This window comes from Acinetobacter sp. AC1-2, assembly GCF_016124155.1.
Classification (GTDB): Bacteria; Pseudomonadota; Gammaproteobacteria; order Pseudomonadales; family Moraxellaceae; genus Acinetobacter; species Acinetobacter calcoaceticus.
Map to the genome: position 1 here is coordinate 286,864 of NZ_JABFFO010000002.1, position 19,851 is coordinate 306,714.

The window sequence follows — 19,851 nt, forward strand, 5'->3', positions numbered from 1 at the left end:
AAAAGCTTATACGGCTGAAAAACAGAAATTTTTCTATTGCAACGAAAACTAGACAATATGTGTGCTATAACAGTGCAGACAATTCAATGAATGAAACACTATTTGTGCCTTCCATAAATAGTGATAAAGAATTTAGGGTGAATCACGTTGGAACTTTTATCTGGTGGTGAAATGCTCGTTCGTGCTCTTGCGGACGAAGGCGTTGAACATGTTTTTGGTTATCCAGGCGGCGCTGTATTACATATTTATGATGCGCTATTTCAACAAGACAAAATTAATCATTACCTCGTACGTCATGAACAAGCTGCTGGTCATATGGCAGATGCTTACTCGCGTGCGACAGGTAAGACTGGCGTAGTACTGGTCACTTCTGGACCTGGCGCAACTAATACTGTGACTCCAATTGCAACAGCTTATATGGACTCAATCCCAATGGTGATTTTGTCTGGCCAGGTTGCATCACATCTTATTGGTGAAGACGCTTTCCAAGAAACTGATATGGTGGGTATTTCACGTCCTATCGTGAAACATAGCTTCCAAGTTCGTCACGCAAGTGAAATTCCTGCAATTATCAAAAAAGCATTTTATATTGCATCAAGTGGCCGCCCTGGCCCAGTTGTAGTCGATATTCCAAAAGATGCGACAAATCCTGCAGAAAAATTTGCGTACGAATATCCTGAAAAAGTGAAGATGCGTTCTTATCAGCCACCTTCACGTGGTCATTCTGGTCAAATTCGTAAAGCGATTGATGAACTTTTAAGTGCAAAACGTCCTGTAATTTATACTGGTGGCGGTGTTGTTCAAGGTAATGCATCTGCATTATTGACTGAGTTGGCTCATTTGTTGGGCTACCCAGTGACAAATACACTTATGGGTCTTGGTGGCTTCCCTGGCGATGATCCACAGTTTGTGGGCATGTTGGGTATGCACGGTACTTATGAAGCAAACATGGCGATGCATAATGCTGACGTCATTCTTGCAATTGGTGCACGTTTTGATGACCGAGTAACCAATAACCCTGCAAAATTCTGTGTGAATGCCAAAGTTATTCATATTGATATTGATCCGGCGAGCATTTCAAAAACGATCATGGCGCACATTCCGATTGTAGGGGCGGTTGAGCCTGTACTTCAGGAAATGTTGACGCAATTGAAACAATTGAATGTGTCTAAGCCGAACCCTGAAGCAATTGCTGCATGGTGGGATCAGATTAATGAATGGCGTAAAGTTCATGGTTTGAAGTATGAAACACTGGCTGATGGCACAATGAAGCCACAGCAAGTTGTTGAAGCTTTATATAAAGCGACCAATGGTGATGCCATCATTACTTCGGATGTGGGTCAACACCAAATGTTTGGCGCGTTGTACTACAAGTACAAACGTCCACGTCAATGGATTAACTCAGGCGGATTAGGCACCATGGGCGTAGGTTTACCTTATGCAATGGCAGCCAAGTTAGCTTTCCCAGATCAACAGGTAGTTTGTATTACCGGTGAAGCTTCAATTCAGATGTGTATTCAGGAGCTTTCAACTTGTAAGCAATACGGTATGAACGTGAAGATCTTGTGCTTGAATAACCGTGCTTTAGGTATGGTTAAACAATGGCAAGATATGAACTATGAAGGCCGTCACTCAAGCTCATATGTTGAATCATTACCTGATTTTGGCAAGTTAATGGAAGCATATGGTCATGTTGGTATCCAAATTGATCATGCTGATGAACTAGAGTCGAAGCTTGCTGAAGCAATGGCAATTAATGATAAATGTGTATTCATTAATGTCATGGTTGATCGTACAGAACATGTTTATCCAATGCTGATCGCAGGTCAGTCAATGAAGGATATGTGGTTAGGTAAAGGGGAGCGTACATAATGAGACATATTATTTCTGTACTCGTTGAAAACGAAGCTGGTGCGCTTTCTCGTTTGGTGGGTTTATTCAGTCAACGTAACTACAACATTGAAACGTTGAATGTAGCTCCAACCGAAGACCCAACTTTATCACGTCTGACGTTAACTACTTATGGCGATGACCATAAGATTGAACAGATTACAAAGCAGCTCAACAAACTTGTTGAAGTTGTAAAAGTAGTAGATTTATCAGAAGGTTCGCACATTGAGCGTGAACTGATGTTGATTAAAGTAAAAGCGTTAGGTGCTTCACGTGCTGAAATTAAGCGAACAGCGGATATTTTCCGTGCGCAAATTGTAGACGTGACACCAACTACCTATACCATTCAAATAGCAGGGACAACTGAAAAATTAGATGGTTTTATCGATGCGCTTGCAGAAAACACTATTCTAGAAGTCGTTCGTTCAGGTGTATCTGGTATCGCCCGTGGCGAAAAAGTATTAGCCATTTAATTTTTTAAAAGTATTTTAGCGGAGAACACAAATGCAAATTTTTTACGATAAAGACTGTGACTTATCAATCATCCAAGGCAAGAAAGTAGCGATTGTTGGTTACGGCTCTCAAGGTCATGCTCATGCACTTAACCTTAAAGACTCAGGCGTAGACGTAACTGTAGGTTTACGCGCAGATTCAGCTTCTTGGAAGAAAGCTGAAAATGCTGGTCTTAAAGTTGCAGAAGTTCCTGCTGCTGTTAAGCAAGCTGACCTCGTAATGATTTTGACTCCAGATGAATTCCAATCACAACTTTACCGTGACGTGATTGAGCCAAACATCAAAGAAGGCGCAACTTTAGCATTTGCTCATGGTTTCTCAATTCTTTATAACCAAGTTGTTCCACGTAAAGACTTAGATGTAATCATGGTTGCTCCGAAAGCACCTGGTCACACAGTTCGTTCAGAATACCAACGTGGTTCAGGTGTTCCTGACTTAATCGCAATTCACCAAGATGCTTCTGGTAATGCACGTAACGTTGCTCTTTCTTATGCTTCAGGTGTAGGTGGCGGCCGTACTGGTATTATCGAAACTTCATTCCGTGAAGAAACTGAAACTGACTTATTCGGTGAGCAAGCAGTTCTTTGTGGTGGTGCGGTTGAACTCGTGAAAATGGGCTTCGAAACTTTAGTTGAAGCTGGTTATGCACCAGAAATGGCTTACTTCGAATGTTTACACGAACTTAAATTGATCGTTGACTTGATGTTCGAAGGCGGTATCGCTGACATGAACTACTCAGTATCTAACAATGCTGAGTATGGCGAATATGTAACTGGTACTGAAGTAATTAACGAACAGTCTCGTGAAGCAATGCGTAATGCATTGAAACGTATTCAATCTGGCGAATACGCGAAGATGTTCATTCAAGAGGGTGCATTAAACTACCCATCTATGACTGCTCGTCGTCGTCAAAATGCTGCGCATGGTATTGAAGTAACTGGTAATAAGTTACGTTCAATGATGCCATGGATTCAAGCAAACAAAATAGTAGACAAAGAAAAGAACTAATTTTCTTTTTCTAAAAAAGCTTTAAAAGAACTCTGCATTAAGCAGGGTTCTTTTTTTATACTGTTTTTATTTGGATATGAAAAAGAGCCATTGAGTCAACTTGACTGGATTAAATAAATTCTATATTTTTCATATAATTGGCTGCTTATTTTTTATTTAGTCTATTGATTTATAAAGTAAAAAATACTTGACCAAAAGATAGATAATGTTATTGTTTATAACTGACTGAATAAGTCAAATTTACTAATTTTTTTAACATGTTTAATTGTATTTTGGGCAATGAGTTGAACAAAATAAAAAAAAGTATTGAATAATCATGGAAGTCCAATATGGGTCATGTTGATTACGATAGCACATTGATCGTCGGCTCTTTTATTGCAGCTGGCATCATTTGCTTTCTTGTAATTTCCATGGAACAATTAATATTCAAGCAAGTCTATAAAAAATTTGAGTTTTTAATTTTATTTATCAATGGATTATTACTCGCATCAGCAATTAGCATTGTTCATATTATTGGTATACAAGCTTATCATCTGTTTGAAACAGTCAACTCGAATATTCCTTTAATTACTGTTTCATTTGCCATTAGTGCTTTGCTATCGTGCATTGCCATGTGGTTGACTTCACGTTTTACGCTACCTTTATTCCGGCTCATTTTAAGTTCTATTATTATGGGAATCGGAATTTCAGCTTCATATTACATTAGTATGTTGGGCTGGAATATTAATATCTATAAAAAAGATTACACCTCTTTCTTGCTATTATTTTCTGTATTAATTGCGATGAGCGGTTCAGGGCTGGCATTTTTATTAGCCTATAAGTTAAAAGATACCGAACGTCATCGCCTAACTTTGAAAATCGCATTTTCGGTAATGATGACCTTAAGTATTATGGGAATGCACTATACGGCGCTCATTGCGACAAATATTACTGATAAATTTATTAGCCAATATCAGGCTGAACATGACCTATTATTATTTACGATTATCTTGGTCACATGTTTGGTACTGGTCGCAAGTTTTATTGTTGCGATGTTGGAACAGCGCCTCACTCAACAAAATTTAGAGTTGCGTAAGGCAAATAAAGAATTAGCTAATCTCTCTATACAAGATAATTTAACTAAACTACCAAACCGTCTTTACTTGGTTGATTATGCAGAAGTATTACTTTCAGATCATCGCTATAAAGACCAGAAAATTGCTTTTTTATATATTGATTTAGACCGATTTAAATCGGTTAACGATGCTTTTGGGCATCATATCGGTGATCAATTACTCATTCAAATGGCGAATCGTTTGCATTGGCAACTCAATGAAAAATGTAAGCTGCTTAGAATCGGTGGTGATGAGTTTTTGCTTATTGCAGAAAATACAAATGCAGACGAAGCGGTTGTTTTAGCCGAGAAGGTTTTACAACTGATTCAGGAAAGCTATCAAATTTCTGGCAAGGAAATTAACATTTCTGCAAGTTTGGGTGTGGCACTCTTTCCTGAGCATGGACAGAATGTTCAGGACTTACTCATGAACGCTGATGCCGCCATGCTCATGTCTAAAGAACAAGGCCGAAATACGTATACCATCTTTAGTTATTCAACCCATCAGCAAGAAACGAGAAGTCAGTCGAAACTGATCAATGATCTTTATAAAGCCGTAGAAGAAAAACAGTTCATCTTATATTACCAACCAAAATTTAATACCAATCTTGAAGTTTGTGGAGTTGAGGCATTAATCCGTTGGAATCACCCAGCCTTAGGAATACTTACACCGCATATGTTCATTGAAGGTGCTGAAAAAACGGGTTTGATCATTCCAATGGGATATTGGGCGCTTGAGCAAGCTTGCCTGCAAATTCAGGAGTGGGAGCGCAGTAACACACCATTCTATCCAGTCGCTGTGAACTTATCGGCACTACAATTCGAAAATAAAAAGTTATTTAGTACACTCGAAGCATTATTAAAAAAATATCAAATTCAACCTCATCACTTAATTGTTGAGATTACTGAATCAACTGCAATGCGGCATATCGATTTGAGTATCCGAGCTTGTGAGCGGTTACGTGACATGGGAATTCGTGTTGCCATTGATGATTTTGGAACAGGGCATTCGAGCTTCTTATATTTAAAAGATCTGCCTGTAGATGAGCTGAAAATTGACCGTGGCTTTATTGTTGATTTAAAACCGGGTTCAAAAGAAGAAGTTATTCTAGAAAGTATTATTCATTTAGCGAAAAAGTTAGGTTTAACCGTAACGGCAGAAGGGGTGGAAACTCAGCAGCAGGTTGAGATTTTAACCCGTTTAGGATGTCAGCAATTCCAAGGTTATTTATTGGGAATGCCGGTTCAGGTTGATCAGCTCATTGAGTCTCAAGGCGCTCATTTTGCTTAGTCTTAATAGCTAGATTAGGCTACTCCAATTTTTTTAAAGACTGATGACTGATTTCTCAATAAATTTTCAATTAAAATTATTTTATTGTATATAATATTTAAACTAATAATTAATTTAATCTAATGAAAAACAATAAGAAATTTAATAACTTGTCATAAAAGCTACATTGACACCTGTAAACTCTCAGATTATCCTTTGCAAGCTGGCCTACATTGCCAGTCGGTTTTAGCAGACCGTGATGAAAGATCGCATCAGAGTTATTCCGTCTGAGGGATAGTCTTATGCGTAAACTCCTCGTCTCCTCCCGTAGCGGTAGGACGGGAGAGGGACACCCTCGGGTGTGCTGGTTAAATCTTTCACCAGTCTGCTAACCCTCTTTCGTTCTGCCACCATAATTCTTGATTAATGCTTTGGCAGAACTCCCCATATAAAGGAGTTAGCTATGCATTCTATTTTTATACCTCCAGACTAGTCTTTAGTGCGGTTTGATGACCTTTGGGTTTTCAAGCATTAGCTCGTCACGACCAAAAAAATCATATCAACAATAAAACTTGAGATGCGCTGAGGCAGTCTTTCGAGGGCCTTTGCATGCCTTTTTTGCTTAAAACAAGAGCCTAGGCAGTTTTATCTCATTGAGACACAACAAGAACTTATTTTTATAACGGTAAAGCTATGCAACATTTAGATCTTCCATTTCGTGCTTTAAGCGTGCTTCATTCTGCAAGATATCTTTTTAATAAGTATGGTTTTCACAAAGTCGGGGTGGACCGAATTATTGAAGCAGCAAAACTCCCCAAAGCTACCTTTTATAATTACTTTCACTCAAAAGAAAGGCTCATTGAAATGAGCTTAACCTTTCAAAAGGATGGTTTAAAACAAGAGGTGCTTTCAATCATTTGTGTTCAGAAAGGCTTAACCGTAATTGAAAAACTCCGCAAAATTTACTTCTTACATGCAGATTTAGAAGGCCTTTATCATCTGCTATTTAAAGCTATTTTTGAAATTGAAAAGCTTTACCCAAAGGCCTATCAAGTAGTGGTTGAGTACAGAAACTGGCTCATTAGCGAGATTTATAGACTGCTTTTAACAAAGAACTCAGAGGCCTCAAAAGAAGATGCACACATGTTTTTATTTGTGGTGGATGGGGCTATGGTTCAGCTTTTAGGTGAAAATAGTGTGGATGATAGAGATGCGTTATTGGAGTATTTCTTAAGGAATATCGCGATGGATTAATAATATATAAATGTGCATAGTTATAAGTAGTAAAGGTTTAGTTATTCTTAATAAAACTCTTATTTTAACGCCTTAAATTTATATAAATTATAAAGTTAAAATAGAGAAAATGAGAGTAACTCCTGTGTTTAAAATAGCAGGGGCTTTGCTTTTATAGGGTTGTAACAATAATTTAGATAGATTTTATTAGTAGAGCTTTAATTCATGCTCTACTCGTTTTTTTTAATGATATTTTAATTCTTCTACAAAACATCTAAAACTATTAAATTGATATATTAAGCGGCGGAGCACGCTTGAGTTTCTTCAAAATTAATAAGCTTTGTTATATAAGACCATGTTTGTTCAGAATTAATTTTTGATTTATTTATTGTGCCATCAATAATGATGCCATCAATAATATTAAGGAAAAGACTGGTAAGCGTATGGGCATCTTTGATTTCTAATTCCACACATGTTGAGAAAACCAATTTGTAAATCCATTCTCGATATTTATTAACCTGATCTTTAATAGATGGGTACAATTGTAGAACTTCAATGGTGGCTTTTTTAAATAAACAACCATTGAAATCATCTGCATTAATCCAGTCGATATACCAGTTAAAAATGGTTTTAAGTCTAATTAACGGATTGTTAATATTATTAATTTTTCCTAATATTGAAGATTGGATTTCTAAATTTCTTTCATGAAGGCACTCTTCAATTAAGTTTTCTTTAGAAGAAAAGTACTTATAAAAAGTCATTTTTGCCACATTGGACTCAGCAATAATCTTATCAACACCAACAGATGTATAGCTTTTCTGGTTAAAAAGGGATGTTGCTGTTGTTATAATATTTTCTCTTTTTGTCATCGGGTTCACCGTCGCGAATATTTTTGATTAACTTTGCTATTGTAAGTGTTAAAGCTTAAATAAAACTTATTTTATAATATTTAAAAAACTATATTTATTCAATAGTTTGGTTAATCTTAAAAAATAATATTTTATATATTTGGTTGGCAATAATTTACTTTTTTAAATATTATTAATTAATCCATTGATTTGTTGAGTTAATAGACATAATATCAGGTTGTTAAGGATGGGTATATGGATTTTATTTTAGCAATTGAATGCAAATTGAAATAAGGGAATCCCCCGCTTAACTATAAGAAAAAACTTTTTATTGAGAATGATTATGTCAAAAAAATTTGAAGATTTTAATAATCCAAGACAAAAAGCATTGCAGGGGATGAGAAATAGTATTCCTGCAAAACAATGGGATGAAAATTTAAATTTTCTCAAACAGTTAAGAAATAAAATTGCAGAATTACCAGTTTGTAAACATCCTGCAATCGAAATGTTAAATCATGGTTATCTAGATAAGGATACTTTAACTCATATTCATTTAGAATATCGTCATGCAATTGTACAGATTTTTACTGATGCTTTATTACAAGCGCAGTTCCAAACAAAACAACTGGAACCAAAACTCCATTCTGGAGCTAAAATGTTTCCACGAGTATTATTAAGTTTAAATGTACTTGATGAATTCGGTTTTAGACCGGGATTAGGTAAAGATGATTATTATTTGGGGAATCCTGAATATGCTCATTATCCATTGTATGAAGATTTACTTAATGATTATGGTCTAACGGAAGATGATCGCCGTAATTATAAAGCTTCACAAGCCGCAGATCAGGTCCGTTCATTCTTAGAATCTTCTTATGATAGTTATATCAATGTAGTTGCATTGTTAGCAGTTGCCGAAGAAGAGGTTATTCTTTTTAGCCCTCCATTACGTCAAGCGACCAAATTTGTGAATATCGATGTTGAAGGTGGTGGATATTACCATGTGCATGGTGTATCTACTGATGAAACGTCTGAGGCCGCTGATGATGACCATCAGGATGACCTTTGGTTTGCCTTAGCGCAAGCGATTACAAAAGATGATTATGAAGGCTTAACCAAGCTATGTATTGATTATTGTGCTTTATGGAATGAGTTCTGGGATGTACAAATTGCCGATGTGCAATTTATTGAAGAAAAGAAACTGGCATAAGATATTCTGCTAAGTCCTAAGAAAGCCCATCCGCAATCGGATGGGCTTTTTTGATTGTAAAATCTCTAATGAGCGAAGTTGTATTCTCAAAAAATGTTCAAAAATCTTATGAGTGACTGATGGCATATCAACAATCATTAAACAGTTCTATAAATCTGCTACAATTACGCCAATTTTTATTTTGATCGACTTTAGATCTTTGGCACTGCAATCTCCGCAGTAGGTGTATTTCATGAGTTTTAAAGATGAGTTAGCGGCACAGGTTGCTCAACGCCGCACATTTGCCATCATTTCCCATCCCGATGCCGGTAAAACCACCATGACAGAGAAATTACTGTTATGGGGTAAAGCAATTCAGGTTGCAGGGATGGTAAAAAGCCGTAAATCTGACCGCGCAGCTACATCTGACTGGATGGAAATGGAAAAAGAGCGTGGAATTTCTATTACCACGTCTGTTATGCAGTTCCCATATAAAGGTCATACCATTAACTTACTCGATACACCGGGACATGAAGATTTCTCGGAAGATACGTATCGTACCTTAACCGCAGTTGACTCAGCGTTAATGGTGATTGATGGTGCAAAAGGTGTCGAAGAACGTACCATCAAATTGATGGAAGTGTGTCGTATGCGTGACACGCCTATCATTTCATTCGTAAACAAGATGGACCGTGAGATTCGTGAGCCACTTGAGTTACTTGATGAAATTGAAAATGTCCTCAATATTCGCTGTGTACCTATTACATGGCCATTAGGAATGGGCCGTGATTTTGCTGGTGTATACAACATTATTGAAAATAAATTGTATGTCTATAAAGCAGGTTTTGGTTCAACCATTACAGATATTGAAGTACGTGATGGTTATGATCATGCTGATATTCGTGAAAAAGTAGGTGATTTGGCTTGGGCATCTTTTGAAGAGTCGCTTGAGCTCGTACAAATGGCAAATGAGCCATTAGACCGCGACTTATTTTTACAAGGTAAACAAACTCCGGTTCTATTTGGTACGGCATTAGGTAACTTTGGTGTTGACCATGTCCTAGATGCTTTCATGGGCTGGGCACCTGAACCTAAAGCGCACCCTACACAAGAGCGTGTAGTTGACGCGAAAGAAGAAGGTTTTTCTGGTTTTGTATTTAAAATTCAAGCCAACATGGACCCGAAACACCGTGACCGTATTGCCTTCATGCGTATTTGCTCTGGTAAATATGAAAAAGGTTTAAAGATGAACCACGTGCGTCTTGGTAAAGATGTCCGCATTAGTGATGCTTTGACATTCCTTGCTGGTGAGCGTGAACATTTAGAAGAAGCATGGCCGGGCGATATTATTGGTTTACATAACCATGGCACGATTCAAATTGGTGATACTTTCACAAGTGGTGAAAATCTGCACTTCACAGGTATTCCTCACTTTGCGCCAGAGATGTTCCGTCGTGTGCGTTTAAGAGATCCATTAAAGTCAAAACAATTGCAAAAAGGTTTGAAAGAGTTGTCTGAAGAAGGGGCGACTCAGGTGTTTATGCCGCAAATCAGCAATGACTTGATTGTTGGGGCGGTAGGTGTGCTCCAGTTTGACGTGGTTGCGTATCGTTTGAAAGAAGAATATAAGGTTGACTGTGTTTATGAGCCTGTAAGCGTTAATACAGTTCGCTGGATTCACTGTGATGATGAAAAAATTCTGAATGAATTTAAGAAGAAAGCACATGACCAACTTTCTATCGATGGCGGCGGACATTTAACTTATCTTGCTCCAAGCCGAGTGAACTTGCAGATTATGCAAGAGCGTTGGCCTGATATTCAGTTCCGTAACACACGTGAACACTGATCATTTTAATGTGACAAACAGCTTCGAATAGAAGCTGTTTTGTTTTGAAAAATAAAAAAGGATGATGAAATGAACTTGAGTAAAAAGACAATTATTGCGCTGGTGGTTGCAGTCGTAACATTAATTTCTGCTATTTCTATTTTTGTCTGGAAAAGCTCTCAGTCTTCATCCTCTTCTCAAACGAAACTAGCAGGTACCCAAACTCAAAATATTGAAAAAGCTGAAGTACTGCCATTTCTCAACTTACAACAAGTAAAAGCCGATTATGCTTTGCCATTTTGTGAGAAGAAAAATTGTATTGATGTCGATATTCAAACGATAAAGACTCAAGACGCATGGTTAAATGAATGGATCGCCAAAAGTCAGGCTAAAGTGATTCAAGATCAAATTGATTTGAAAAAAGACTTAAGCTTGCAGCAGGCGATTAATGCCTATGTTAAAAAGTCTGATGAATGGCAAGATAAATATTCAAAGAATCGGGCTTATGAATTGCATCTTCATACACGTATTGCTTCGCAGCGTAATCAATATGTTTTATTGCAATTGGGGCTTGATACCAAGCAAGAAGAGCTCACGATTAAAGATCGTTATTACTTTTTCGTGGCCGACCGAAAATTGCATAAAAGTTTAAGTTTGTTAGATGTTTTAAAAAAAGATCAGCAAACAGCTATGCATCAAATGGTGCAGGTAGCCTATCAAGACTGGTTAAAAAAGCAGACTGTTGAAATAAAAAAAGAAGCACCAAAAACTTTATATTGGGGGCAAGCGGATTGGTTCTTTGATGGTGAAGGTATTGGACTGCATTATCAGGCAAACCAAATTACTAAAGAGGCACCACAGCTCGATATTTATTTATCTACAGAACAAACAAAAAAAATATTACAACCCGAGGTTTATGAACAAATGTTTTAAGATGGTAGCAGAATTTGCAACCTCTATTTATATGCGCTAATTTCTTAGAAAAGGCACTGCGTAATCTCCTTAGAATAAAAGGCAAAATATGATGTTATCTTCTAAAGTTTCACTGCGATTAACTTTGCTTGCTTCGGCTATATTTTTGGTGGCATGCCAACCTAAAGCCGATCCTAAGGATTCTCAAGAACAGCAGAAACCAGCAGTCGAAGAACAAAAGCCAGTAGAGCTGACTTTGAAGGGTGAAACAATTCCGAGTAAGGTTGCTTTACCTGATTGTGATGGTAAAACTTGTCCTGAATTTACAGTTGAGCGTTTACAGAGTAATTTTCCATTTATTGATAAAATTGTAGATCAGCAAATCTTAAAGGCTCTAGATCAAATTTTAGAGATTGCTGAACCCGATACTAAAGTGAAGCAACCAGATCAAAAAACAGAAGCTTCAGCAGTTGCGGGTGCAGAGCAAAAAAATAGCTTTGATGCACAGGTTCAACGTTATGCAAACTCATTTATTGGTCTGGACAATGAGTTAAAAGCTTTAAGTAGTAGTCATCAAATTAATCTTTTAGTTAAACCTAAGATTTTGCAGGCTCAAGGTAAAGTGGTCACTGTTGTACTAAATAGCAGTAGCTATTTGGGTGGTGCCCATGGTTCTGCTGCACAGCATTACTATAATTTTGATTTAAAAGAACAAAAGCAGATCAAGCTTGAAGACTTGTTACGTCCACAGCAAAAAGCAGCGTTAGAGAAGTTGGCGCATGAAGCCTTTAAGACTTGGGTTACAGACTCTAAACTGGCTGATAATGTCGGTGATTATGAACAAGCTTGGCCATTTAAATTATCCGATAATTTCTTATTAGGCGAACAAGGTTTAATCCTTCAATATGGTGAATATGAAATTGGGCCATATGTGGTGGGATTACCTCGATTAGTCATTCCTTATGATCAATTACAGGAAGTCTTGAAAAAAGAATATTTGCCGCAGCCTAAGTCGCAACCAGCTTCAGCACCTGTTGCAAAAAGTGGAAGCTAATGCGTCTGTTTGATACACATACGCATTTTGATGTTGCCGATTTTGATGAAGATCGGCAACAGTTAGCGCTTAATGCCAAAAAAGCTGGGGTTGATGCACTGGTTTTAATTGGTTTTGTGCAGTCACGTTTTGATGAATTGCTACGAACCCATCATCAGTTAAATAACTGGGAAAATGTACCGACTTCATATTTAGCACCCGGTTTACACCCATTTTATATTGAGCAACATCAGCCAGAACATCTTTCTCATCTTGAGCAAATTTTGCAGAAAGAAGAATGTGTGGCAGTAGGCGAAATTGGTTTAGATACTTTCTTAAAAGAGCATAAGCACCCTGATATCTATGCGAAGCAAAAACAATATTTTGCCGATCAGTTAGAGCTGGCAACCCAATATCAAAAACCAGTACTTCTCCATATTAGAAAAGCCCATGGCGATGTACTCGCAATATTAAAAGCTCAGAAATTTAAACTGGGTGGAATTGCTCATGCTTTTAGTGGTGGCATAGAGGAAGCAAAAGGTCTTATTAAACTTGGGTTCAAAATTGGTGTGACAGGGCAAATTACTAATCCGAATGCAAAAAAACTTCATACGGTTGTGCAGGCTATAGGTGTAGAGCACTTGGTGATTGAAACGGATTGTCCCGATATGACCCCACTTTGTTGCCAAACCTCAATTGAAGAGCGTACCCGTAATACCCCAGTTAATTTGCCTTATGTTTTGCAAAGTTTGGCAGAAAACTTAAACATATCAGCGTCAGATTTGGCCGTACAGCTTTGGGAAAACTCGCTCTCGGCGTTGAAATTATCGTAATAAAAATCAAAGATTAGAAATAGTAACTAAAACAAAACACAGCGATTAGAAAAGAAGCTTAAAGTAAGAAAACAACATGTAAAAACGTGAAAAATAACATTGCCAGACATGGGAGGATAACCCAATGGCTAAGTATAGCAATATCAATAGTTTTAATGCTTTACAGACGCTAACAGTAGGTTCCAGCAATTATCAGATTTTTAGCTTAGCCCAAGCAGAGAAAACGCTAGGGGATATTGCCAAACTACCGAAATCTTTAAAAGTATTATTGGAAAACTTATTACGGTTCGAAGACCAACTTAGCGTTAAAACTGAACACATCTATGCCTTAGCAGAATGGTTAAAAACCAAAGGTTCTGAACAGGAAATTCAATATCGACCTGCTCGAGTTTTAATGCAGGATTTTACAGGGGTACCCGCTGTAGTCGATTTGGCAGCAATGCGAGCAGCCATGGCTCAAGCTGGTGGAGACCCAGAGAAGATTAATCCGTTATCTCCAGTCGATTTGGTGATTGACCACTCGGTGATGGTTGACTATTTTGCCGATGATCAGGCTTTTGAAGAAAACGTACATATTGAAATGCAGCGTAATGGCGAACGATATCAATTTCTACGTTGGGGACAGTCTGCATTTAATAATTTTAGTGTAGTGCCGCCAGGTACAGGTATTTGCCATCAGGTCAATTTAGAATATTTGGCCCAAGCAGTGTGGTTGGGAGAAGATGAAGGCAAAACTTTTGCATTTCCTGACACTTTAGTGGGAACAGATTCGCATACGACCATGATTAATGGCTTGGGTGTTTTAGGCTGGGGCGTAGGCGGTATTGAGGCTGAAGCAGCAATGTTGGGCCAACCAATCTCTATGCTTATTCCTGAAGTCATCGGTTTTAAACTTACAGGAAAATTACCAGAAGGTATTACTGCAACTGACTTGGTACTCACCATTACTCAAATGCTTCGCCAAAAAGGTGTAGTGGGTAAATTTGTTGAATTCTATGGAGATGGTCTGGCAGATTTGCCTCTTGCTGACCGTGCAACCATTGCCAATATGGCACCAGAATATGGTGCAACCTGTGGTTTCTTTCCAATAGATGAAGTGACTATAGGATATCTGAAACTGACAGGCCGTCATGAAGACCGTATTGAGCTCGTTGAAGCCTATAGTAAAGCTCAAGGTTTATGGCGAAATGCTGGTGATGAACCTGTTTTTACAGATACTTTAAGTTTAGACATGACCACGGTGCAAGCAAGTTTGGCTGGACCAAAACGCCCGCAAGACCGAGTGCTGTTATCAGAAGTGCCTAAAACGTTTAATGCGCTCATGGAGTTAACGCTAAAACCAGCAAAAGAAGCAAAAGAACGTCTAGAAAATGAAGGTGGTGGTACTGCTGTAGAGGCAAAAAAAGCAAATATTCAACATGAAAGTCCATCTTGTGTGATTGAAGGGCAGGAATACCCGTTAAATCATGGTGATGTCGTAATTTCAGCCATTACCTCTTGTACCAATACCTCTAACCCAAGCGTGATGTTAGCGGCGGGTCTGCTTGCCAAAAAAGCCATTGAAAAAGGCTTACAACGAAAACCATGGGTGAAAAGCTCTCTTGCACCTGGTTCTAAGGTCGTGACTGATTATTTGTTGGCTGCTGGGCTTACGCCGTATTTAGATGAGTTGGGTTATAACTTGGTGGGGTATGGCTGTACAACCTGTATTGGTAACTCAGGCCCATTACCAGAGCCAGTCGAAGATGCAATTCAATGTCATGATTTAAATGTTGCATCTGTACTTTCTGGTAACCGTAACTTTGAAGGACGAGTACATCCATTAGTTAAAACCAATTGGTTAGCTTCACCGCCTCTCGTGGTTGCTTATGGTTTGGTTGGGAATATTCGTACCGACCTGACAACAGAGCCTCTTGGTGAGGGCAAAGATGGACAGCCCGTCTATTTAAAAGATATCTGGCCAAGTCAGGCAGAAATTGATGTTGTCTTGCAGAAAGTAAATACAGAGATGTTCCACAAAGAATATGCTGCGGTCTTTGATGGTGATGCGAGTTGGCAAGCGATTCAGATTCCAAAGAGCAAAACCTATGAATGGGTTGATGACTCGACTTATATTCGCCATCCTCCTTTCTTTGAAGGAATTGGAGAGCCACCGAAACCAATTAAAAATATTGAACAGGCGCGTATTTTGGCTGTTTTAGGTGACTCAGTCACAACCGACCATATTTCACCTGCGGGGAATATCAAAAAAGATAGTCCTGCGGGTCGGTATTTACAAGAGCAAGGGGTCGATCCAAAAGACTTTAACTCGTATGGTTCTCGACGTGGTAATCATGAAGTGATGATGCGAGGAACTTTCGCCAACATTCGTATTAAAAACGAAATGCTTGGTGGTGAAGAGGGTGGTAATACTATTTACATTCCAAGTGGTGAAAAGCTTGCCATTTATGATGCAGCGATGCTTTATCAACAAGAAAACACACCTCTTGTGATTATTGCAGGTAAGGAATATGGAACAGGTTCCTCACGTGACTGGGCTGCAAAAGGAACAAATTTATTAGGTGTGAAAGCAGTGATTGCCGAGAGTTTTGAGCGTATCCATCGTTCAAACCTAGTCGGTATGGGAGTGTTGCCATTACAGTTTGTTGATGGGCAAACTCGTCAATCTCTTAATTTAACGGGTCATGAAGTGATATCAATCCGTGGTTTACTGGACGGAATTCAACCTCATCAAATTCTTGAAGTTGATGTAAAAGGACCGGATGGGGTAGCGAGTCATTTTAATGTGTTGTGCCGAATTGATACGTTAAATGAGGTCGAGTACTTTAAGGCTGGTGGTATTTTGCATTATGTACTTCGAAATTTGATTGCAGAATAATTGAAAAAGAAACCCTGTAAATTACAGGGTTTCTTTTTTGGAAACTTAACTAAACTTGAATAATTTCTTCCAGCTAAATGACGTAGTTAGCATCCAAACATCGAGTGGATTAAAATATAGTGAATCTAAATCAAAGAAATCCCCAGATGCTTTTCGGGAAAGCTTTAATAATTCTGAATTTTCATCTATCGAAAAAGTTTGATTCTCTAACAACTCTGGATTTTCGATAAGGATATATAACAAGAAATGATTCAGAATATAGGATGCTTGATCTACTTTTAGATTTATACATCCATCTGGTTTGCCGAATTGATACATTCCACAAGAATAAAGTAAATTATCGTCGGAAATAATAGGAATAAAGCCTTTAAACAGATCTAGGGTATTTTCAGCACTATAACTAAGCCAATCACTTTTAATATGTGTAAGTCCAGAAGTCTCAACTTTAATTGCTAAGCCTCCTGCTTTGATGAGGGCTTGCCCTAACAACAGAGCTTGTTGTGCTAACTCTATTGATCCACCCTCACAGACAACATAAATAACCATATTATGTCGATCAATTTTTTCTAATTCACTTTCAGAAAAACGGCCCATACTCAATGACCTAAAAATCTGACTTACATTCGGATCATTTTCATACTCTTCAATTTCAGCATAATACTCATTTGTTAAAGACTTAATAATTGAGCCTGCGTAAATATATCCTGTTTCATTAGTGAGGAGTGCATGTAATAGAGCTTGATGATTTTCCCAAACACCTGGGATACATAAGACAATTTTTTGATTAAGTTCTTGATTCATTATTAATAAATTTTAAGGGACTTTTGCTATTTATAATATCGTAAAAGATATCCTATGCCTAATTGATTCAGGTAAAATAGCTACCGTATTTCGTGACCCCCAAGAGTAACAATGACCGATCTCCAACAAGATGAATATGAACGTCGTTTTGCAGGTGTAGCCAAAGTTTATGGTGATTCCTCGTTTCAACATTACGAGCAAAGTCATGTGATGGTGATTGGTATTGGTGGTGTGGGCAGTTGGGCTGTAGAGGCTTTGGCTCGTACCGGAATTGGTGAAATCACATTAGTGGATATGGATGTTGTCGCGGCATCAAATGTGAACCGTCAGCTACCAGCGATGACCTCTACATTAGGCTGTGAAAAAGTTGAGATTATGGCGGAGCGCTGTCGCCAGATTAACCCGGGTATTAAAGTAAATATTATTGATGACTTTCTTACACCTGAGAATGTCACAGAGCTTTTAAATCCTGTACCCAATATTATCTTAGACTGTATTGATGACGTTAAAGCGAAGTTGGCTTTAATGCTGCATTGCCGTTTTAACAAAATTCCTTTGATTGTTTCGGGTGGGGCAGGCGGTAAGCTCGACCCACTTAAAATTCGTGTGGCGGATTTATCAAAAACCGAACAAGACCCGATGTTGGCAAAGTTACGTAGCCAGCTTCGCGCTCGTGGTATTTGTAAAAAGCCAAAAGAGAAATTTGGAATTACCTGTATTTATTCCGCCGATAACCCATTCTCAAGTGCAGATGTGTGTCCATCGGCTGGTTTACGCTGTGGGGGCTATGGTTCAGCGGTGGTTGTGACTTCAAGTTTTGCCATGATTGCAGTAGCTGAAGTTTTGAAAAAGCTCGATTTAAAGAAAGCGTAATTTAAATATTAAAAAGGCATGCTCTTATGTTTGGGCATGCCTTTTTCTTTTTTAGTCATATAACTCTATCGTGTCGTGTTTGGGCTGTGTTGGAAGCTGCTGATCGTAAAATTTAAAGCACCATAAAATTAAAATAACGACAGTGAATATGGTGAAACCTTTTAAATACTTCATGAGTAATTCAATCAAGTGAATGGTCTTGATAAAATTCTAGCGAAGGTAATCTATCTAATCTAATATAGAAAATAGGCTTAATGATCTAATTTTGAGATGGGAATGCTCACTTTAAAACAATTTCAATATTTTATAAAAATTGTTGAAGAAGGCAGTTTTACGGCTGCTTCAGAAAAGCTCTTTATTGCTCAATCAGCTTTGAGTAGGCAGATAAAATTATTAGAAGAAGAGATTAACTTTCAACTATTTGATCGCACTGACAAGAAAGTAAAGCTTACAGCAGCAGGAGAGGTCTTTTATAAGAAAATAAAAGATAACATGCTCTACTTAAATGAAATTATTAATCTTTCTAAAAGTATTTCGGAAGGGAAAAATCGCCAGATTAAAATTGCTCACTCAAGCAGTATTGTCATGGATCATAGAAAAGTTCAGATATTAAAAGAAATTAGCTTAGCTAAGCAGGTAAATTTTGAGGTGAATACCTTGTCATCGGAGCAGCAAATCTTAGCTTTAATGAGTGGAGAAATTGATATTGGTTTGATTAGACCACCAGTATTGCATAGCCTTGAAGAAATAACGATTTTGAAATTATATGAACAGCCCTTATTTGTCGCTGTCTATATTGATCACCCTAAATTTAAACAAAAACAAAGTATCCAGATAAGAGATTTAGTAGATGAATATTTTGTTTCAACTCCACATCCAAAGCGGGGAGGTTTGAGCTATCTAGTCTCAAACTTGTGTGTAGGAGCTGGCTTCTTGCCTAAAGCAGCGGTAGTCCAATCTCGTAAGATAACCCAATTACACTTAGTCGCTGCAAATTTGGGTATTAGTATTGTCCCTCAAGAATTTGAACAAATATTACCCAAAAATGTAAAACTGATTCCGCTGGAGAATAAGAATCTTTTCTCTGAAGTGGTTTTAGCTTATAGAACAGACCAAAGTAATCTGATTCAATCTTATGCTGAACATATCTACGAACTGCTACAAGCGTGAGTAGGAGATATCTTTAACCATATGCTGAAATAATTATTGTAGCCCGGTGTGCTCGCTAATAAGAAACGTATATTCGCTATCACCGTCTAACTGACGCTCCTGAGACATAATGTCTATTTTAGGGCGTTTATGTTGATAGAATTCTAAATTGATGCAACCACTATTATTAATTGCATAGCGAATATAGTAATTATCTGGTTCTAGAAAAATTGTTGCTTCTTCAAATGAGTGCAGAGATAGAATTTTTTTCTTATCGTGAAAAATTACGGAAGGACAATCTAGTAATCCATTTAAATATTGCTTTCGCATAACATGGATCCGAGTTTGAGGAGCCGTTCCTTTCAATAAATATTGTGGTTGATAAATCCTTTTTTCCGGTACTTTTTTGAAAACTTCTATAACGTTTGTATCGGGAATGGCATACGCCAAACTAAACGATGTCAGTAAGTAACCGCCTAATAGTATTTTTTTTCATAAAGTTACAT

The 19,851-nt window shown here is 37.8% G+C and carries 17 protein-coding genes; 13 read left to right on the forward strand and 4 right to left on the reverse strand.

The genetic code is table 11. The annotated features are described in order from the left end of the window. Positions 1-147: 147 nt before the first annotated feature. From HL290_RS11545 to HL290_RS11565, 5 genes are all read left to right on the forward strand, one after another. Positions 148-1,872, forward strand: coding sequence for an acetolactate synthase 3 large subunit (locus HL290_RS11545; RefSeq protein ID WP_003654952.1), 1,725 nt, complete (start codon positions 148-150; stop codon positions 1,870-1,872). Further along, on the forward strand, positions 1,872-2,363 hold the full coding sequence (gene ilvN / locus HL290_RS11550; protein ID WP_001215920.1) for an acetolactate synthase small subunit: 492 nt from the start codon (positions 1,872-1,874) through the stop codon (positions 2,361-2,363). Before HL290_RS11545 ends, ilvN begins: the two co-directional genes overlap by 1 nt. A 31-nt stretch (positions 2,364-2,394) precedes the next feature. Then, entirely contained in the window at positions 2,395-3,411 is a 1,017-nt protein-coding gene (gene ilvC, locus HL290_RS11555; RefSeq protein ID WP_004641176.1) for a ketol-acid reductoisomerase, read from the forward strand. Between the two features lie 329 nt (positions 3,412-3,740). Then, the gene (locus HL290_RS11560) at positions 3,741-5,795 is read left to right on the forward strand and encodes a GGDEF domain-containing phosphodiesterase (protein ID WP_198496523.1); all 2,055 of its coding nucleotides are present in this window, start codon (positions 3,741-3,743) and stop codon (positions 5,793-5,795) included. Between the two features lie 672 nt (positions 5,796-6,467). Continuing rightward, a complete protein-coding gene (locus HL290_RS11565) occupies positions 6,468-7,028 on the forward strand; it encodes a TetR/AcrR family transcriptional regulator (RefSeq protein ID WP_198496524.1) in 561 nt (186 codons plus the stop codon). 275 nt (positions 7,029-7,303) lie between these two features. Here the strand turns inward: HL290_RS11565 and HL290_RS11570 are convergent, their stop codons facing one another. Continuing rightward, positions 7,304-7,876, reverse strand: a complete 573-nt coding sequence (locus HL290_RS11570) for a TetR/AcrR family transcriptional regulator (RefSeq protein WP_005036868.1) — start codon at positions 7,874-7,876, stop codon at positions 7,304-7,306. A gap of 322 nt (positions 7,877-8,198) precedes the next feature. On the opposite strand from HL290_RS11570, the gene HL290_RS11575 reads away from it, so the two are divergent. The 6 genes from HL290_RS11575 to acnA all read left to right on the forward strand — a co-directional run bounded on the left by HL290_RS11575 (position 8,199) and on the right by acnA (position 16,522). Next, a complete protein-coding gene (locus tag HL290_RS11575; RefSeq protein ID WP_151744318.1) occupies positions 8,199-9,062 on the forward strand; it encodes a hypothetical protein in 864 nt (287 codons plus the stop codon). A 232-nt stretch (positions 9,063-9,294) separates the two neighbouring features. Continuing rightward, a complete protein-coding gene (locus tag HL290_RS11580) occupies positions 9,295-10,887 on the forward strand; it encodes a peptide chain release factor 3 (protein WP_045435061.1) in 1,593 nt (530 codons plus the stop codon). Positions 10,888-10,956: 69 nt separating this feature from the next. Next, positions 10,957-11,799 (forward strand): hypothetical protein, encoded by an 843-nt coding sequence (locus tag HL290_RS11585; protein WP_080026296.1) that lies wholly within the window; start codon positions 10,957-10,959, stop codon positions 11,797-11,799. A 91-nt stretch (positions 11,800-11,890) separates the two neighbouring features. Beyond that, the gene (locus tag HL290_RS11590) at positions 11,891-12,832 is read left to right on the forward strand and encodes an RsiV family protein (RefSeq protein WP_198496569.1); all 942 of its coding nucleotides are present in this window, start codon (positions 11,891-11,893) and stop codon (positions 12,830-12,832) included. Further along, entirely contained in the window at positions 12,832-13,644 is an 813-nt protein-coding gene (locus HL290_RS11595) for a TatD family hydrolase (RefSeq protein ID WP_198496525.1), read from the forward strand. Before HL290_RS11590 ends, HL290_RS11595 begins: the two co-directional genes overlap by 1 nt. A 124-nt stretch (positions 13,645-13,768) precedes the next feature. After that, positions 13,769-16,522 carry an aconitate hydratase AcnA gene (gene acnA, locus HL290_RS11600; protein WP_198496526.1) on the forward strand — a complete coding sequence of 918 codons (2,754 nt, stop codon included), beginning with the start codon at positions 13,769-13,771 and terminating at the stop codon, positions 16,520-16,522. A gap of 45 nt (positions 16,523-16,567) precedes the next feature. Here acnA and HL290_RS11605 read toward each other — a convergent pair whose 3' ends face one another. Then, positions 16,568-17,323 (reverse strand): DUF4261 domain-containing protein, encoded by a 756-nt coding sequence (locus HL290_RS11605; protein WP_198496527.1) that lies wholly within the window; start codon positions 17,321-17,323, stop codon positions 16,568-16,570. A gap of 111 nt (positions 17,324-17,434) precedes the next feature. Between HL290_RS11605 and HL290_RS11610 the strand changes: the two genes are divergently transcribed. Next, a complete protein-coding gene (locus HL290_RS11610; RefSeq protein WP_198496528.1) occupies positions 17,435-18,196 on the forward strand; it encodes a ThiF family adenylyltransferase in 762 nt (253 codons plus the stop codon). A gap of 51 nt (positions 18,197-18,247) precedes the next feature. On the opposite strand, the gene HL290_RS11615 is transcribed toward HL290_RS11610, so the two are convergent. After that, positions 18,248-18,370: a hypothetical protein gene (locus tag HL290_RS11615; protein WP_080547764.1), complete on the reverse strand. Its 123-nt coding sequence runs from the start codon at positions 18,368-18,370 to the stop codon at positions 18,248-18,250. A 96-nt stretch (positions 18,371-18,466) separates the two neighbouring features. On the opposite strand from HL290_RS11615, the gene HL290_RS11620 reads away from it, so the two are divergent. Next, positions 18,467-19,366, forward strand: a complete 900-nt coding sequence (locus HL290_RS11620) for a LysR family transcriptional regulator (RefSeq protein WP_198496529.1) — start codon at positions 18,467-18,469, stop codon at positions 19,364-19,366. A 33-nt stretch (positions 19,367-19,399) separates the two neighbouring features. On the opposite strand, the gene HL290_RS11625 is transcribed toward HL290_RS11620, so the two are convergent. Next, positions 19,400-19,795 (reverse strand): hypothetical protein, encoded by a 396-nt coding sequence (locus HL290_RS11625; RefSeq protein WP_198496530.1) that lies wholly within the window; start codon positions 19,793-19,795, stop codon positions 19,400-19,402. Positions 19,796-19,851: the final 56 nt, after the last annotated feature.

Excerpts from the sequence above, each read along its gene's own strand:
- ilvN (WP_001215920.1), top strand. The coding sequence starts at position 1,872 with ATGAGACATATTATTTCTGTACTCGTTGAAAACGAAGCTGGTGCGCTT.
- ilvC (WP_004641176.1), top strand. The coding sequence starts at position 2,395 with ATGCAAATTTTTTACGATAAAGACTGTGACTTATCAATCATCCAAGGC.
- HL290_RS11560 (WP_198496523.1), top strand. The coding sequence starts at position 3,741 with ATGGGTCATGTTGATTACGATAGCACATTGATCGTCGGCTCTTTTATT.
- HL290_RS11565 (WP_198496524.1), top strand. The coding sequence starts at position 6,468 with ATGCAACATTTAGATCTTCCATTTCGTGCTTTAAGCGTGCTTCATTCT.
- HL290_RS11570 (WP_005036868.1), bottom strand. The coding sequence starts at position 7,876 with ATGACAAAAAGAGAAAATATTATAACAACAGCAACATCCCTTTTTAAC.
- HL290_RS11575 (WP_151744318.1), top strand. The coding sequence starts at position 8,199 with ATGTCAAAAAAATTTGAAGATTTTAATAATCCAAGACAAAAAGCATTG.
- HL290_RS11580 (WP_045435061.1), top strand. The coding sequence starts at position 9,295 with ATGAGTTTTAAAGATGAGTTAGCGGCACAGGTTGCTCAACGCCGCACA.
- HL290_RS11585 (WP_080026296.1), top strand. The coding sequence starts at position 10,957 with ATGAACTTGAGTAAAAAGACAATTATTGCGCTGGTGGTTGCAGTCGTA.
- HL290_RS11590 (WP_198496569.1), top strand. The coding sequence starts at position 11,891 with ATGTTATCTTCTAAAGTTTCACTGCGATTAACTTTGCTTGCTTCGGCT.
- HL290_RS11595 (WP_198496525.1), top strand. The coding sequence starts at position 12,832 with ATGCGTCTGTTTGATACACATACGCATTTTGATGTTGCCGATTTTGAT.
- acnA (WP_198496526.1), top strand. The coding sequence starts at position 13,769 with ATGGCTAAGTATAGCAATATCAATAGTTTTAATGCTTTACAGACGCTA.
- HL290_RS11605 (WP_198496527.1), bottom strand. The coding sequence starts at position 17,323 with ATGAATCAAGAACTTAATCAAAAAATTGTCTTATGTATCCCAGGTGTT.
- HL290_RS11610 (WP_198496528.1), top strand. The coding sequence starts at position 17,435 with ATGACCGATCTCCAACAAGATGAATATGAACGTCGTTTTGCAGGTGTA.
- HL290_RS11615 (WP_080547764.1), bottom strand. The coding sequence starts at position 18,370 with ATGAAGTATTTAAAAGGTTTCACCATATTCACTGTCGTTATTTTAATT.
- HL290_RS11620 (WP_198496529.1), top strand. The coding sequence starts at position 18,467 with ATGGGAATGCTCACTTTAAAACAATTTCAATATTTTATAAAAATTGTT.